Source organism: Streptomyces sp. NPDC017246 (assembly GCF_044331325.1).
Taxonomy (GTDB): domain Bacteria; phylum Actinomycetota; class Actinomycetes; order Streptomycetales; family Streptomycetaceae; genus Streptomyces.
In genome coordinates this window covers 78373-93102 of record NZ_JBIRMW010000014.1, presented here as the reverse complement: position 1 = coordinate 93102, position 14730 = coordinate 78373, and the positions used below count along the sequence as shown (strand labels likewise).

At 70.2% G+C, this 14730-nt stretch carries 12 protein-coding genes and 1 pseudogene; 3 read left to right on the top strand and 10 right to left on the bottom strand.

The window, feature by feature from the left end; genetic code table 11:
• Nucleotides 1–97: 97 nt before the first annotated feature.
• On the top strand, nt 98–2602 hold the full coding sequence (locus ACH4MY_RS28430; protein ID WP_398006589.1) for a phosphotransferase: 2505 nt from the start codon (nt 98–100) through the stop codon (nt 2600–2602).
• A 45-nt stretch (nt 2603–2647) separates the two neighbouring features.
• Nucleotides 2648–3108: pseudogene (locus ACH4MY_RS28425) on the top strand (FAD-dependent monooxygenase); the annotation flags it as partial.
• Between the two features lie 462 nt (nt 3109–3570).
• On the opposite strand, the gene ACH4MY_RS28420 reads toward ACH4MY_RS28425, so the two are convergent.
• The 10 genes from ACH4MY_RS28420 to ACH4MY_RS28375 form a co-directional block, all read right to left on the bottom strand.
• Nucleotides 3571–4335, bottom strand: coding sequence for a hypothetical protein (locus ACH4MY_RS28420; RefSeq protein WP_398006588.1), 765 nt, complete (start codon nt 4333–4335; stop codon nt 3571–3573).
• 96 nt (nt 4336–4431) lie between these two features.
• The gene (locus ACH4MY_RS28415) at nt 4432–5262 is read right to left on the bottom strand and encodes a hypothetical protein (RefSeq protein ID WP_398006587.1); all 831 of its coding nucleotides are present in this window, start codon (nt 5260–5262) and stop codon (nt 4432–4434) included.
• Between the two features lie 133 nt (nt 5263–5395).
• A complete protein-coding gene (locus ACH4MY_RS28410) occupies nt 5396–6094 on the bottom strand; it encodes a hypothetical protein (RefSeq protein ID WP_398006586.1) in 699 nt (232 codons plus the stop codon).
• Between the two features lie 21 nt (nt 6095–6115).
• Nucleotides 6116–7621, bottom strand: a complete 1506-nt coding sequence (locus ACH4MY_RS28405; RefSeq protein WP_398006585.1) for an ATP-binding protein — start codon at nt 7619–7621, stop codon at nt 6116–6118.
• Nucleotides 7622–7649: 28 nt separating this feature from the next.
• Entirely contained in the window at nt 7650–8102 is a 453-nt protein-coding gene (locus ACH4MY_RS28400) for a DUF6238 family protein (RefSeq protein ID WP_398006584.1), read from the bottom strand.
• A gap of 35 nt (nt 8103–8137) precedes the next feature.
• On the bottom strand, nt 8138–9604 hold the full coding sequence (locus ACH4MY_RS28395) for an SCO6880 family protein (protein WP_398006583.1): 1467 nt from the start codon (nt 9602–9604) through the stop codon (nt 8138–8140).
• Between the two features lie 134 nt (nt 9605–9738).
• Nucleotides 9739–11136, bottom strand: a complete 1398-nt coding sequence (locus tag ACH4MY_RS28390; RefSeq protein WP_398006582.1) for an ATP-binding protein — start codon at nt 11134–11136, stop codon at nt 9739–9741.
• 27 nt (nt 11137–11163) lie between these two features.
• Complete coding sequence (locus ACH4MY_RS28385; protein ID WP_398006581.1) at nt 11164–11853, bottom strand: hypothetical protein; 690 nt, start codon at nt 11851–11853, stop codon at nt 11164–11166.
• Nucleotides 11853–12161, bottom strand: coding sequence for a DUF6112 family protein (locus tag ACH4MY_RS28380; protein WP_030581509.1), 309 nt, complete (start codon nt 12159–12161; stop codon nt 11853–11855). Before ACH4MY_RS28380 ends, ACH4MY_RS28385 begins: the two co-directional genes overlap by 1 nt.
• Nucleotides 12162–12252: 91 nt before the next feature.
• Nucleotides 12253–13398, bottom strand: a complete 1146-nt coding sequence (locus ACH4MY_RS28375; RefSeq protein WP_398006580.1) for a C40 family peptidase — start codon at nt 13396–13398, stop codon at nt 12253–12255.
• A 579-nt stretch (nt 13399–13977) separates the two neighbouring features.
• Here ACH4MY_RS28375 and ACH4MY_RS28370 point away from each other — a divergent pair.
• Complete coding sequence (locus ACH4MY_RS28370; protein WP_148001725.1) at nt 13978–14724, top strand: site-specific DNA-methyltransferase; 747 nt, start codon at nt 13978–13980, stop codon at nt 14722–14724.
• Nucleotides 14725–14730: the final 6 nt, after the last annotated feature.

Genomic DNA, 14730 nt, shown 5'->3' with positions numbered 1-14730 from the left:
CCCGCTCGCCGTGGAAGTTATGCCGACCTGAGGCTGCGCCCTGCCGTTGGGCAGGCCACAGCGATGCACGACCAGGGGGACACGAAAGGAACACGGGATGGAAGACGCCACCGCACCAATAGCGCTGCGCCTGGTCCGAGAGCATCTTGCGCGGATCTACCGCCCTTTGATCGACATGACCGACACGTCCTCCCTGCCGCCGGAGCGACGGGATCCCGTGTTTCTTTCCCGCGCTCTGGCCGCCAAGGCCGTCGAGCTGCTCATTGGCTGCAGGCCGCAGGAAGCTGCCGACTCCGTCGTGGACGGGCCTGACGACTTCGGCATCGACGCGATCGCCATTTCTCCCGATCACACCGAGATCTGGTTCGTCCAGGCCAAGTGGAGCGACCTTGGCAAGGCTGGCTTCGACTCGTCGAATGCCGCCAAGATCGTGAACGCCTTGCAGCGGCTTGCGGACCGCCGTTACAGGGGCTTCAACGCACGCATCCACGCTATGACCAACCAGATAGACATGGCGCTCAGTTCACGGCACTGCCGTGTGCACCTGGTAGCAGCGATGGCGGGAGAGGCCCGACTGAGCCCTCACGTGCAAGACCAGCTATCGCTCGGGCAGGAACAGTTCGGTTTCGCCGGCCGAATCCCGGTAGAGGTACACACTCTCGGTCTGCCCGACTTCTATGCCGCAGCTCGCTCGACCGCGACGCGGCGCTGGGGAAGGGGAATGAACTCCCTAGCGACACAAGCCATCACGGAGGCCACTCGCCGGCGCCTGTTCGACGCCCTCAGAGCAGCGCCCTCCACCTGGTCCGGCGGTCTGGACGAGATCGCCTTCCTCAGCCGGCTCTACGACCTTGGCCGCCTGCCGAGCTTCGACCCCCGCTTTGCGACAGCCGAGGACGATATCGTCCAGCACCGCCTCAACAACCCGGAGGACTGGGAAGACGACTGGGTCTTCACCGACAGTCGCTTCGGGCTCGCCGACGGGCCGGATGCGGCTCTCCTCCGGTTCCTGGCAGAGATGATCCATCCAGCCGTCCGGGCGGATTCGAACGAGGTGGAGTACCTTCTGGCGCTGATCAACGACGCCCTGGCGCCAGATGGATACCAGCTCCGTCCGGCCTCCGTGATCAGCGGCTACCCCGTGTACGAAGCCCGCCGGACGAGCACCGGCGCCGGAAGGCCAACTGCGGCGCCGACACTCTCCACCACGTCTCTCTCCGGCCTGGCCGCCGCTGTCCCTGCCACGCCAGCCCATTCCGCGTCGGACGTCTACGCCACGGTTCGCGAACAGGCAAAGGGCGACCGGAGCGACTACAACCGCGCCCGCCTGCCTCACCCCGACAGCAATCAGGCAGACGTCTTTGATTCCACCCACAAAGCGACGGGCACCCGCGTGGCAGTGAAGCAGCTGCACGGAAAGTATCCGACCGAAGGCCGGGGCGCCCGCATGCGACGGGAGATCGAGGTCGGCATCGCACTCAACGGACACCCACACACCATGCCCATCCTGGACCACGGCACCGACTTCACATGGTTCGCCATGCCCTGGGCAGACGGCACCGCCGAAGACCACCAAGCCGAACTCCAGGACCCTGGACGCCTGCGCGCCCTAATCGACGCCCTCACCTCAGCACTGGGTGCAGCTCACCAGTCAGGCTGGATCCATCGGGACATCAAGCCGTCGAACATCCTTCTCCTGGACGGCCGATGGGTGCTCGCCGATTGGGGTGCCGTCCGCCGTCCACCAGGCCAGACCACCAAGGTCGGGCGTACGCGCCTCGGCATCGGCACCGAAGGCTTCACCGCACCGGAGATCTTCACGACGAACCAAGGCACGCCCCAAGCCACCAGCGACATCTACGGCGTCGGCCGGGTCATCGCCTGGGCCGTCACCGGCCAGATCCCCGCCCCCAACCTGCCCCTGCTCCCTGCCACCCCAGGCCCCTGGCGCAGCATCGTCAGAGCAGCCACACAACAAGACCCCTCCCGCCGGCCTCAGAACATCGGCGAACTGATCGCCCTGATAGAACGTGAGCTCACAGCCATCCCCGAGTCCCCCCACGTACGGGCGACGAGCCTCGTCCAGAAGGCCAGCATCAACCGCATCGGTGCAGCTGACGCACTCCTCACTCTGCTCACCGACCATGCAGACGACTACGAGCTCTATGTGGATGTCCTCACCCAGCTCCCCGTGAGCCAGGCATACTCGGCCCTCACGCGAGACCCTTCCCGCGCGCAGACCGTCCTGCAGGCCCTAGCCGACCACGTTGACGGTGACGGCACGCACATAGTGCAGTTCGGGCAGGCCAGCCAGGTCGCGAAGTGGCTCTGTCAGATAGCCGAGCAAGCAGCTACCCAGCAGCAGTGGGACCTCCTCGACGAAGCCACGCAGACCATGTGCATCTGGGACGGTGCGTGGGACCAGTGGAATGCCCAGGAGCGGATCAGTCCCTGGCTCGACAGCCTGCAGGGCGATGCCGCGGCCGCTGTCGCGGGCATTTTGCGCCAGTACCCTGATTCGGCTGGTCACTTCAGCCATCTTGCCCACTCCCGAATCGTCGACTCGCGAATCCGCCAGGCGGTCGAGCTCTCCCAGCAGTGATATCCCTGGTCTGCTCCAGGGGGTGCGGGACCAGGTGTTCATGACGCCGATACCGTCCGGTGGGGGCACAAGGCCGCAGGTGTCCGTGCCCTCGGCGAGGACTGCCACGAGGTGACCTTCACCGACGGCACCATCTGTCGTCGCGAGCGTGCTGGTCGGCGCGAACGGCGCCTGGTCGCGGGTCCGGCCGCTGCTCTCCGGCGCCGTGCCCTTGTACGCCGGCACGTTGTTCGTCGAGACGTACCTGTTCGACACCGGCACCCGGCACCCAGCCGCCGCGAAGGCGGTCGGCGGCGTGATGATGATCGCGCCCTCGCCGGGCAGGGAGATCTTCGCCCACCGGGAGAGCGGCGACACCCTGCACATGTACGTGGCGCTGTCCAAGCCGCTGGACTGGTTCGCCGTCATCGATTTGACCGATGCCGCCGCCGCGACTGCGCGGATCGCGGCGGAGTTCGAAAACTGGACACCGGAACTCATCGCGCTGATCACCGACAGCGACACCGTCCGCAGCAAGCAGTCCCGCTCTGGGTGCCCTTCAGAGCGGAGGCCGCATAACGGGCCCGGACTGTCTAGCAGAGGTCGGGGGACTGGTCGGTCATGGCGGACCTCCCAACTTGCCGTTGGCGCGTGCGGTCAGCCGGTCAATGCCTTGACTTCCTTGTTCACGGAGTCTGCAGCAGGGGTCAGGTCCCATCGAGCGAGTCCAGAATCCGTGTACCTGGACCACTTGCCCATACGCACGCTGACTCCCCCTCGACGGCCGGGCCTCCGGCCGGAACGGCGACTCTATTCCACTGCTCTGACATCTCCGCCGAGCGGGCGTACCAGGACTTCGTCGAGCGGGACTGGGCAGGCGGGGCACTGTCGGAGCCAGCCAACACCGGCGCGGCATCGGGCATTCCGCACCTTGGAACATCCCGCTGTACCGGCAACGGCCATGGGAGATATTCCTTACGGGAGTTGGGTCAGCGGTCGCGGGTGAACGCGATGCGCGGGTCGACGGGCCGGGCCGCCGCGACGGAGGTGGCGGGGGCTGACGCCGGCGTCTTGCCCGGGAGACTGGCGAGGGCCGGGCTGGTGGCGAGCGCGGCGGCCACGATCGGAGAACTACGGCCAGCGCCCTGGATGCGGTCGCGGGACGATGTGGGCGCGGGGCGGTGGCGGGCCGCTACGTCCTGGACGAGGCGAGGTTGTACCGCGACCTGGACACCGGAACGGTGCAGGGCCAGCGTGGCGTCGGCGACCTTCCCCAGGGACTCGTTGCGGCTGGTGGCGGCGGGCAGTGTGTAGATGTCCAGGCGCTGATCGTGTCGCCAGCCGTGTTCGACCAGGGCGAGCCCGGTGAGCCCGGAGGCGCGGTTGTCGATGGCCGCGACGACGCCGAGCCGCGGATGCTCGGCGAACGCGACATCGGGCTCGGCGTGCGGAGCCCGGGCCGGGACGGGCTTCGCGCCGGGTACCAGGGAGGGGTTGAAGACGGCGTCCGCGTCGACCCGGAAGCCGGCGTTGCGCAGCAGCGCGACGGCCCGGGTGGCGCGGCCTTGCCCGTCACGTTGCTGGTCGGTCAGGGCGTACAGGGTCGGCTCGCCCAGGACGGGGCGGAAGTCGAGCCGCTCCAGCATCCAGGTGCCGGCGGCGAGGTTCTTGGGGTTCGCGGCGACGATGCCGTAGTCGGGGTGGCGGCCGACGGTGACGTCGGCAAGCAGTTCTTCGGCGGAGGTGGGCAACACGGCTGATCCATCCGGTGGTTCGATGACGAGGGAGGTCGAGGGCCGGAATGGTTCTGCGGGTGAGAGGCATGCGGCGTACTCCGAGACGGGAAGAGGTCAGCGACCAGGGGTGGTGGAGGGACGTGCGGGTAGTAGAAGCACGGGACGTGGGGGAGGGTCCGTCGCCAGGCGTGTGCGGACCGTGCGTGGTGCGGCCGACGGTGAGGGCGCGAGAGCAGCGCTCACCCGTGGTTGAGCATAGGCTGGCAGGGCGGTCCGGTCGATAGGACTTCGGCCCTTGGACGTGAGCAGGGCCGAGTCGCACAGGACGGTGAAGCCCTCGTCCTGCAGCGCTGCGAAAGCCCGGGTCACGGCCCGCCGCTGCTCGGTCGGATCGGTCATGGCCGAGGGCAGCCGGTGGTAGCGCTCCCCGTCGAATGAGACGGCGGCGATGAAACCCGTACGGTGGAGCACGACGTCGGCGACGCGCTGCTGCGAGGAGCGCTGCTGCGCGGGGCGTGGCGGCACACCGAGCTGGTCCAGTCGTGTGTCGACGGCGGCGAGCAGACTCGGGACGCTGCCGCCGTACCGGGCGTCAGGGCCGCCGGGTTCCGAATCGTAGATCTCTTCGTACACCGAGGGCCCGGTGTCCCGGTGGCGGATCGCCGTCCAGCTTTCGGGGAACTCGGGCTCCTCACTGGGTGGTTCCTGCGGCGGCGAGATGATCAGCGAGCTGCCGTCGGGGAGGGCGGCGTGGACGATGTAGTCGCTCAGGCCGTACTCGACGGTGACCTCCAAGCCGCGTTGGTGGAGGGGAGCGGTGAGGTAGCCGTACCGGTGATCCTCGTTCGGATCCTCGGAGACAACAGGCGAGGAGGGGGTGCTGGTCCACGCGGTGATGTGTGGTCCCTCTCGCTCGAAGGTGATCAGGGGGTTGTCCTGGTGCATGGGCTTCTTCCGTGGTGGGGTGTTCCAGCGGTCGGCGGCGCGGGCTGCGGGCACGCGGTACTGGGCGGGCGGTGGTCCACGAGGATCTGGCGATCGGAAGGTTTGGTCCCGCCGGGACTCGGTGCTACGGGCGTCAGCGGGAGCGACCCGGCACCGGTGGGCCGAGTGCCGGTGGGGGCGGGGGAGAAGCGGGCAGCGGCCCGCGTCGGCCGGAGGGGGATCGGGTGAGGGCCACGTGTGCCTGCTCGGTCCGCGAGGACTGTTCGCGGTCCGCTCGGCCGGCCAGGAAGTCGGCGGCCCGTACGAGGGCCGGGCCGCGGATGGACAGCTCGTCGGCGTAGTGCCAGCCGTCGGAGTTGCGGTTCTCCTCCGCCTCGCTCTCATAGAGCTTCCGCGAGCCGGGGAGCGAGGCGTCCATGAGGGCTATGATCTGATCCCACTCGCGCTGGAGCTGTCCCGCCCGTTCCAGGGTGGCGTCGATCCCGCGCAGCCGGCGGAGGTCCTCGCTAACCGGCCCCTCGACGTAGTCAGCACCACGGGCGGCAGCGCGGACGCCGGCCAGGACCTCGGGACCGTGGGCGAGGAAGACCTCCACGTGTTTCCACGCCTCGGCGTCGCGTTTCACCTTGCCGTCCTCGTATCCCTGCTCGTCGACAGGCCAGCCGTCGCCGTCGCAGAAGGAGTCCGAGACCGCGTCCCAGGCGTCGGACGCCTGCCTGATCCCGGCGGCGGCGGAGGCCAGCGCCGGGATGTGCCTCCGCCACGTCAGGCCGTCGGTGGCCGCCGGCGGCCGATTCTCGGCCAGGCCGGGAGAACTGGGAGAAGCAGACATTGTCGAACCTCCGGGCAGGCCCTATGCCGACATCCGGGCGTCGGTATCGAACAGTTCGCGTTCGGCCGGGTGCAGGATGTGCTGCGTAATGAAGGAACGGCCCGCGACCTTCCACAGGCCCCGGCCCTTGGTCAGGGCGGACACCGCCTGGGTCTCGACGCCGGTCAGGCCGAGCAGGGAAGCGGCGGCGTCGAGCTGGTCGGGCTCCTGGCGGTAGATGATGCGGGTGGAGCAGTCGGCCAGGAGGCCCTCGGCCAGGACCCGGCCGCGCGAGCCGGCGTCGCCCGCCGAGAGCAGGTCGCTCAGCCGGTGGATGACCATCAAATTCGCGATGCCGAGACCACGGGAGAGCTTCCACTGAGACTGCATCCGCTCCAGCAGACCCACGTGCCTCATCAGCCGCCACGCCTCGTCGTAGATCACCCAGCGCCGGCCCCCGTCCGGGTCGGACAGAGCGCTCTCCATCCAGGCGGAGGCGCAGGTCATAGCCAAGACCAAGGCGGTGTCGTCGCCGGAGCCGCCGAGGCGGGAGAGATCGATGGACAGCATTGGCGTGGTCGGATCGAAGGCCACCGTCGAGGGGGCATCGAACATGCCGCTGAGGTCGCCGTGCACCAGTCGGCGCAGCGCGTGCGCGAGGTCCTGGGCGGCGGACCCGAGGTGTCCGGCCTGGTGGCCGAGGACCCGGTCGAGGCGTTCGGGGGAGCCGAGGGCGTGCGCGATCTCGCCGAGCAGCGGCACCGTGCCCTGGGCGGCGGCCTCGGCGACGACCAGGTCGAGGGCGAGGTCGAGGGCGGTGTGTTCCATCGGCAGCAGGTCGCGCTTGAGGACGGTGCGCGCCAGGCCGGCCAGGAGCAGCAGGCGGCGCTTTCGGACCTCGGTCGCCCAGTCGTCCTCGCTGACGGAGGCGGGCCGGGCCGGGGCGTCCAGTGGATTCAGCCGGCCTGGGAGGCCGGGGCCCAGGGCGATGCTGTAGCCGCCGAGGGTCTGTGCGACGCCGGTCCATTCGCCCTTCGGGTCGCAGGGGATGTAGATCCGGTAGCCGTGGGCGATCGACCGGGTGGCGATGGACTTCGCCAGCGCGGACTTGCCCATGCCGATGATTCCGGCGAGGACCGCGTTGGGGTTCGTGAAGCCCTCGATCCGGCCGCTGCTGTACAGCGAGAAAGGATCGAAACAGAAGGCGGCTTCGGCGTGGACGTCGCGGCCGATGAAGATGCCCTCCGCCCCCAGGCCGCCCTCGGCCACGAAGGGGTAGGCCCCCGAAGCGGTGGCGGTGGTCATCCGGTGGGCGGGCAGGCTGAGCTTGCCGCCCCGGGCCGAGGCCGGACCGGGACGACCGGTCGGCGGGTAGGTCGGCCGCAGCTCCGGGGCGAGGGTTTCCTCGGCGCGGTGCTTGGGCGGTGTTCCGGCGAGGCGCGCCTGGCGGCGGGCCTCGGCGAATCCGGCTCGGGCGGCCCTCTGCTGGGCCCGCGAAGCCTTGCGCGGCACGTACAGGGGAGAGGCGCTGGCGCGGGTACGGGGCATGAACGGTTTCTCCAGACGGGTGATGGGGTCAGCGGCGGACGAGGCCGGTGAACGGCGCGTGCAGGTCGGCCGGGGTCGTGCGGCGGCGGACCAGGTGCGCGGCGCGCTGGTGGCGCTGGCAGATGGTCAGCTCCGGCGCCCCTTCGGGCAGGCCGGCCTGGCACGCCTCGGGTTCGGGCACCTCGCCCGAATCCGGCCGGGGTGCCGCGTGGTAGGCGGCGTGGACGTGGTCGGCGGCCTGCCAGATCCGGGTGCGGGCGGCGCGGAGCTGGTCGCCTTCGATCGGCACGAGCTGACCGGTACGGGCTGCATGGGCGTCGAGCAGCCCGTGCACCGAGACGAGGTGCGCGTGCAGGGTGTCCAGCTCGGCCCGGCCGGTGACGAGCGGGCCGCCGGGGAGATTGAGCGCGCGGTGGAAGTCGAGCGCGGCGGTGGCGAAGGGCACGAAGTCCTGCGCGGTCGGGCTGGCGGTGCGGGACATGGGGGTGCTCTTTCGAAGGGAGGGGAGGGCCGAGGTCAGGCGGAGAGCGCGAGCGGCAGGGCGGCGGCGGTGAACGCTTCGGCCTGCTGCCAGGTCAGCGGCCGGAGGTCGAGCTGGGCGCCGACGGCGGCGGTCTCCACGACCGCGCAGGCGGTGCGGAGTTCGTCCTCGGAGTCGGCCGAGACGGTCAGCAGCCCGGTGAGGGCGACATCGGCGTGGCCCGCGATGAGCTGGCGTTCGCGGGACTTGATGTCCTGGTACTCGATCGAGTCCGCCTCGGAGTCGACCTGGCCGCGCCGGGCTCGCTCGGCGGCATCGGCGATCACGCTGGCCTTCTTGCGCTGGACGTCGCGCAGTGCGGCGTCCAGTCCCTTCGGCTCGTAGGAGAGTGTCAGTGTGCGCCGGACGCCGCCGGTGAACAGGAGCTGGTGCAGGAAGCCGGCCGACGTTTCGGTCCTCGGCCAGTTCTCCACCCAGTACGTGGCGTGGACGGCCGAGTCGGTCGCGATGTGGTCCGCCTTCTCGACGACCACGACGGGGCCGGCGGCTGCGGGCTCGGCCTCGGGACGGCCGGCGGTGGACCACCGGTCCAGCGCCGTGAGGGCCTTGGGGTCGTAGGCGGTGCGCACGACGGCGGCGATCTCGCGGGCGGTGAGCCAGCCGGTGGGGTTGAGCCCGGCGGTCCGCGCGGCCTGGTCGAAGGTGGAGGTCAGCTGCGCCAGGACGCTGAAGGCCCCGGTCAGACCGCCGCCCGCCTGGTTGATGAGTCGCCGCGCGGCTTTGGTGTCCAGCGCCACCGCGACGTACGCCTCGTGGGGAGCCGCCGCCGGGCCCGCGCTCTGGATCAGCTCGCTGTAGATCGGGGCGGCCGTGGGGGCGTGGGGCCGGCCGTGCTCTTCCCAGTAGCGGCGAAGCGCGTCGCCGGAGTCCGGGACGGTGCGCTCGATCACCTGGATGCGGGCGATCTGCCCGGTACGGGCCAGCGCGGCCAGCGCGCGTCCCCAGCCGTTGACGTTGGCCTGCTGGGTGCCCGGGTCGAGCAGCGCGTATGCGCGGGAGGAGACCTTGACCACGGCGGTCAGCGTGCCCTCGTGGGGATCGTGGACCGCACCGTACCTTCCGTCGGGGGCGGTGACCACGCGCAGGCTGGCGGCGGTGCCGGGAAGGTGGAGGAGTCCTTCGCGGGTCGGCCGACGGGAGGGCCGGGTGAGCCAGACCAGCTGGCCGCGCATCCGCCGCAGGACGTACCGGGTGACGATCGGAGCCCAGTCCGCCAGGGCACGGCCACGGTGGCGGACGAAGACGAACAGGGCGATGACGGCCCACAGCGGGATGAGCTGGAGGGCGCCGACCACGCCGCGGGTGAGGACGACGGCGAGAAGGAGAAGGCCGGTGAGGCCGGCGACGATCAGCTGCGGGGCGGTCAGGCCGAGCAGGATGCCGCGCCTGCTGCGGTGGGGGAACTTCACGGTGGCTGTAGGGGCCTGGTGCTTGCCGGACATGGTGGTTCCAGACGGTGGTTGCGGGCGGAGGACGGGGCGCGCGCGGCGCTCTTCTGGAGGTCATGAGGGACTCCTCTGCTGGTCGGTCGGGGTGGGGCGGGCCGTGGTGTACGGCCCGCCCCGGGGGTGATGGGTCAGGAACCCGACGGCGGCTGGGTGGGGAACACCCAGTTCGTCGGCGTCGGGGAACCGGTGGCCGACGGTCCGGCGGGAGGCGGCGGCGCAGTCGCGGGGCCGGCAGGCGGCAGGGAGGTCATGCTGCCGCCCGGTGCCGACGCGCCGACGCGATGGTCGGAACTGCCGGTGACGCCGTGGACGAGCGCCTCGGGCCCTTCCGCTTCGTCCGCACCGGGACGCGTGATCAGCGGTGGGATCCCGGGCCGCTGGATCAGGGCACGGCCCTTGTCGCCGGTCGCGTTCGGGTCCTCGCCGTACCGGAAGCGGGTCTGCTGCCTGAGCGGACCGGCGTCGATACCCTCCTTGCTGAGGCTGCCGCCGGCGGGATTGATGCCGGAGGCGACGCCATCGGCGCCCGCACCAGGGACCTTGTTCGGGCCCTGGGGAGCAGGAGCACCGGTGCCGGCCTGCATCGCCAGGGTGGCCGCGGTCTTCGCCGCCCCGGCGGCGACCGCCATGCCGGCGACGCCGGTGCGGTGCAGGTCGTCGTGACCGCCGCCGTCGCTGGCCCAGTGCACGAACTTGTACGTCGCGTACGGGCAGAGCAGCACGAGGACCATCACGACGATGCCCGCCATCGCGTCGGACAGCGCCGCCATGCCGTCGTCGGCGTCGCTCTTGCCCATGGCGGAGACGCCGATCAGGAAGACCACGGTCATCAGGAGTTTGGAGACGACCAGGGTGGCGGTGGCCTCGATCCAGCCGCGCCGCCACCGCTTGGCGACCTCCCAGCCGCCGCCGGCCCCGGCGAACACGGCGAGCGAGACCATGATCAGCACGCCGACCTTGCGGGCGACCATGACGCCCCAGTAGAGGAAGGCGCCGATCGCGCACCCGAGGGCGACCAGGGCTGGGACGCCCCAGCCGAGGCCGTACATCGCCCCCAACTGGTTGACCTTCACCACGCGCCGGATCGCGTCGTCGACGGAGGTGTTGGCCGCTTGGAACAGTCCGTCGGAGAGGGCGTCGACCACGGTGATGGCGACGGTGGTGAAGGCGATGGCGGAGAAGCTGAACAGGACGCCGGTCATGGTGCCGAACGCGGCCTGAGCAAGAGCGCGTTCGTCGCGTCGCCAGGCCGCGGTCATGAGCTGGATGCAGAAGATGCCGACGGTCAGAGCGAGCCCTATGGGCAACAGGAGCTCGTAGTTGTCCCGGAACCATCCGGCGTTGAGGTCGATGGCGGTCGTCTCGTTGACGGCCTGGGCGGCGAGATCGGCCGCGCTGGCCGCCAGTTCACCCATCGACTTCGCGATCCACGCGCCGATGCCGTCCGTGACAGTTCCGGCGGGGTTGGTGGCGAAGTCGACGGCGCCGCACACCTTGTCCATCAGCGGGAAGTCGCAGACTCCCATGGCGATACCTCCTTTCCTGAAGGGGGATTAGGGCGCGATAGACGGCATGACGCCGACCAGGGCGCAGGGGTGGTCGGGCCGACACTGGACCGCGAGCGTGGTGGCACGGCTCTCCGCACCGCCGTCGGGCGAGCCCTTCCAGGCGATCGACTGCTTGCCGGAGACCGTGACGGCGTAGACGTACGCCTGGGTGATCGCCCCCGGGTCTTCCTGAAGGGCCCGGGTGAACGCGTTCGGGAAGTGCCCCTCGTACACCTTGGCTGTGGCGAACTGGCCGTTGGCGGCCATCTCCTTCCACAGCACCGCCGAGGGAACGACCTTGTCGACCGAGGCCGGGTCAGCGTACTTCGCCTCTGTGGTCAGCCACCCGCGCAGAGCTTTCCGCAGCTCGGGATGCGCGTACGCACGGGTGTCGTAGGACCACAGCGCTGCGGCGGCTGCCTTCCCGTACGCGATCGGGTCATGGGTCTTCGGCGGGACCGGCAGGGCACGAGGACGGGTGTACGGGGTGGACGACCCGGACGCCGAAGGGGCCGAAGAGGAGACCGTGGGTGAACTCGGTGGTGGAGCAAGGGCTTCGGAAGGGCCCCTGCCGTCGCGGGTGAGGTACGCGGCCAGGCCGGCGAGGCTGACGAGCACCGCCAGGGCGACGGTGCCGAGCAGCGCCCGGCGGCGCACGCGAGATGCGCCGCCGAGGTGGGTGGAGTGCTGAGCCATCAATGGACCTGCGTCCCCAGCGTGCTGAAGAAGGCCACCACACCGTTTGCCGCACCGAGCAGAAGGGCCGCACCGGCGGACACCAGCACGCCCTTCTTGCCGTTGGCCTCCGCCTGGTGGCCGCCGGAGTGGTGACCCCAGGCCCACACGCCCGCGCTGACGGCGAGGGCGCCGACCACGGCGACGAGCCCGAAGAGGTTGATCGAGCCCATCACCTGCTTGAGGACGGACAGACCCGGCAGACCGCCCTCGTTCGGCTTGATCCCGGGGTCGTAGGCAAGCTGAATGACCTGGTCGGCGAGATACATGGAGAACTCCAGTTCGATTGAGTGCACGCCAAAGCCCCGCTGGGGCGAAGCCGCGGTGCGCGAGGAAAGGAGGAGGGGGAAGAAGCGCCGGTCAGACGACTCGGCGGGCCGCGAGAATCCGCGGTTTCCAGGAGGCGAGGGTCGTGATGCGGACCACGTCGCCGGTGCGCGGGGCATGCACGATCAGACCCTGCCCGATGGCCATCCCGACGTGCTCGGGTACGGCGGCCGTCCCCTCGGTGAAGAGCAGGTCACCCGGTTGAAGGGCATCGACCGACACCGCCTTGCCCTCTTTGACCTGCGTGTACGTCGTCCGTGTCAGGGTGACCCCGGCGGCCTTGTACGCCTGCTGCATCAGGGAGGAGCAGTCGCACCGGCCCATGGCGTCCTTGCCGTGGGAGTCGGTGCAGGTCCCGCCCCACTGGTACGGCGTGCCGAGCTGCCCGAGCGCCCACCGGATCGCCGTCTGGACCTCCCGCGGAGCGTCGGCGGGGATCTTGTACTCGGCCGGCAGCGCGCCGGGCGGGATGGTGCCGAAGTCGGTCCCGTCCCCCTCGGCACTGCAACCGCCCGCGATACCGGGCGAAGGACTGCCGCTGCCGGCCGAGCCGGATGGCGAAGGGGCCGGTGACGCGCCACCTGCCTTCGGCAGCAGGGGCTCGATGGCCTTCTGCAGAGCGGTGGCCAAGGGTTCCCACTTGGCGTACGCCTCCGGGAAGCCCGACCGCTGCACGGCCTGGGCGGCCTGGGTGATCGACAGGGACTGCCAGCCTGAGACCTTCCGCAGTCCCTCGTAGAACTTGGTCGAGGCGTACACCGGGTCGAGGATCTCGTTCGCGGTGCCCCAGCCCTGCGAGGGCCGCTGCTGGAAGAGCCCCAGTGAGTCGCGGTCGCCGTAGGTCAGGTTCCGCAGGCCGCTCTCCTGCAGGGCGGTCGCCAGAGCCACGACCTGCCCGCGGGCCGGGATGTTCATCGCGACGCCGGTGGCCTGGATCGTCTTGGCGTTGGGCACCTGCTCGGCCGGGTCGTCCAGGCCCGGCACGGACACTGAACCCTTGTCACCGCCGTCCAGGATGGCCTTCACCTGGGTGGCGACGGCGGCGGTATCCACATCCTGTGCACCGCCGGTCGAGCAGGAGGCCGAGGCGGTCCCGGCCCCAATGGCGAGAATCGGAACGGCCAGCAGCAGCGGAGCGGTCGCGCAGAGACCGACGACGGCTCCGGTGGACTTCTTCATCGCCGCCGCCGTTCACCGAGGCGGCGGTGCCGGCCGGGTGACGGCGTCGGGTCGGGGCGCGGATGTATCAGGGCATGCTGCATCGCAGCGGCTCCTCGGTGTTCGTAGGAGGCGCGGTGCCGACTTCTCGTGCAAAGCCGCCGGCACCGCGCCGATGTGCATCCACCGCTCGGGTGGGCCCGGGTCAGAGGAGTTGGTAGCTCCCGGACGCCGGTCTCAGGTCACGCGCGGCAGCCAGCCGCGCTCGTAATCTCAGGCAGTACACCGGGGCTCCTGACGGCGTGCGAGAAGGAAGAGGACAACGTGCCTCCGATACCGCTCATATGGACGAGACGGCACGGAAAAGCACAGGTCAGCGGGGGTGGAGCGAGGCTCCTGCCCGGTGACAGGGCGAGACAGTAGACCGGGATTCCGGTCGCACCAAACGACTCTCGGACCGGGGCCCGCAGCACGGCCCGCCTCGTTGGGTACGGCCGGAGATCGCCATTAACCTCCAGCACAACCCCGCCCCGGAAGAGCTCCATTGAGCGCTGCCTGGAGCGGGCCCAGCCCCGCCATGCCCTGAGAGAGGCGCTTCCCATGAGCTACACGCTGCACCGAGGCGACGCCCTGACCGTGCTGAAGTCCCTTCCGGACGAGAGCGTCAACGCCGTGATCACCGATCCGCCGTACAACTCCGGCGGCCGTACGAGCTCGGAACGCACCGGACGGACCGCGCGCGCCAAGTACGTCACCAGCAGCAGCGCCCACGACCTCGCCAACTTCCCCGGCGAGAACCGCGACCAGCGCTCCTACCGCTCCTGGCTGACCGAACTGCTCACCGAGGCGTACCGAGCCTCGACCGAGCACTCAGTGGCCATGGTCTTCACCGATTGGCGCCAGGAACCGACAACGTCCGACGCCCTGCAGATGGCCGGGTGGACCTGGAGCGGCACCATCCCTTGGATCAAGCCCGCCAGCCGGCCCCGCAAGGGCGGGCCGAAGCAGGACTCCGAGTTCATCGTCTGGGGCGTCAAGGGATCCCTCGACAACACCCGCGACCTCTACCTGCCCGGCCACTACATCGCCTCCCAGCCCCGCAAGGACCGGGTCCACATCACCCAGAAGCCCGTCGAGATCATGCGGCAGCTCGTACAGGTCTGCCCGGAGGGCGGTACCGTCCTCGACCCGTTCACCGGCAGCGGCTCCACGGGCGTCGCGGCCCTCCGGGAAGGCCGGAAGTTCGTCGGCGTCGAACTGTCCCCGCATTACGCCGACATCGCCGAACGGCGCCTGCGCGCCGAGCTGGAACAGGATGACTTCGCCCTGGCCGGCCCGGAGGAGTGATCATGA

Coding starts and splice junctions, on each gene's coding strand:
- ACH4MY_RS28430 (WP_398006589.1), top strand. CDS start 98: ATGGAAGACGCCACCGCACCAATAGCGCTGCGCCTGGTCCGAGAGCAT.
- ACH4MY_RS28415 (WP_398006587.1), bottom strand. CDS start 5,262: ATGCACCAGGACAACCCCCTGATCACCTTCGAGCGAGAGGGACCACAC.
- ACH4MY_RS28410 (WP_398006586.1), bottom strand. CDS start 6,094: ATGTCTGCTTCTCCCAGTTCTCCCGGCCTGGCCGAGAATCGGCCGCCG.
- ACH4MY_RS28405 (WP_398006585.1), bottom strand. CDS start 7,621: ATGCCCCGTACCCGCGCCAGCGCCTCTCCCCTGTACGTGCCGCGCAAG.
- ACH4MY_RS28400 (WP_398006584.1), bottom strand. CDS start 8,102: ATGTCCCGCACCGCCAGCCCGACCGCGCAGGACTTCGTGCCCTTCGCC.
- ACH4MY_RS28395 (WP_398006583.1), bottom strand. CDS start 9,604: ATGTCCGGCAAGCACCAGGCCCCTACAGCCACCGTGAAGTTCCCCCAC.
- ACH4MY_RS28390 (WP_398006582.1), bottom strand. CDS start 11,136: ATGGGAGTCTGCGACTTCCCGCTGATGGACAAGGTGTGCGGCGCCGTC.
- ACH4MY_RS28385 (WP_398006581.1), bottom strand. CDS start 11,853: ATGGCTCAGCACTCCACCCACCTCGGCGGCGCATCTCGCGTGCGCCGC.
- ACH4MY_RS28380 (WP_030581509.1), bottom strand. CDS start 12,161: ATGTATCTCGCCGACCAGGTCATTCAGCTTGCCTACGACCCCGGGATC.
- ACH4MY_RS28375 (WP_398006580.1), bottom strand. CDS start 13,398: ATGAAGAAGTCCACCGGAGCCGTCGTCGGTCTCTGCGCGACCGCTCCG.
- ACH4MY_RS28370 (WP_148001725.1), top strand. CDS start 13,978: ATGAGCTACACGCTGCACCGAGGCGACGCCCTGACCGTGCTGAAGTCC.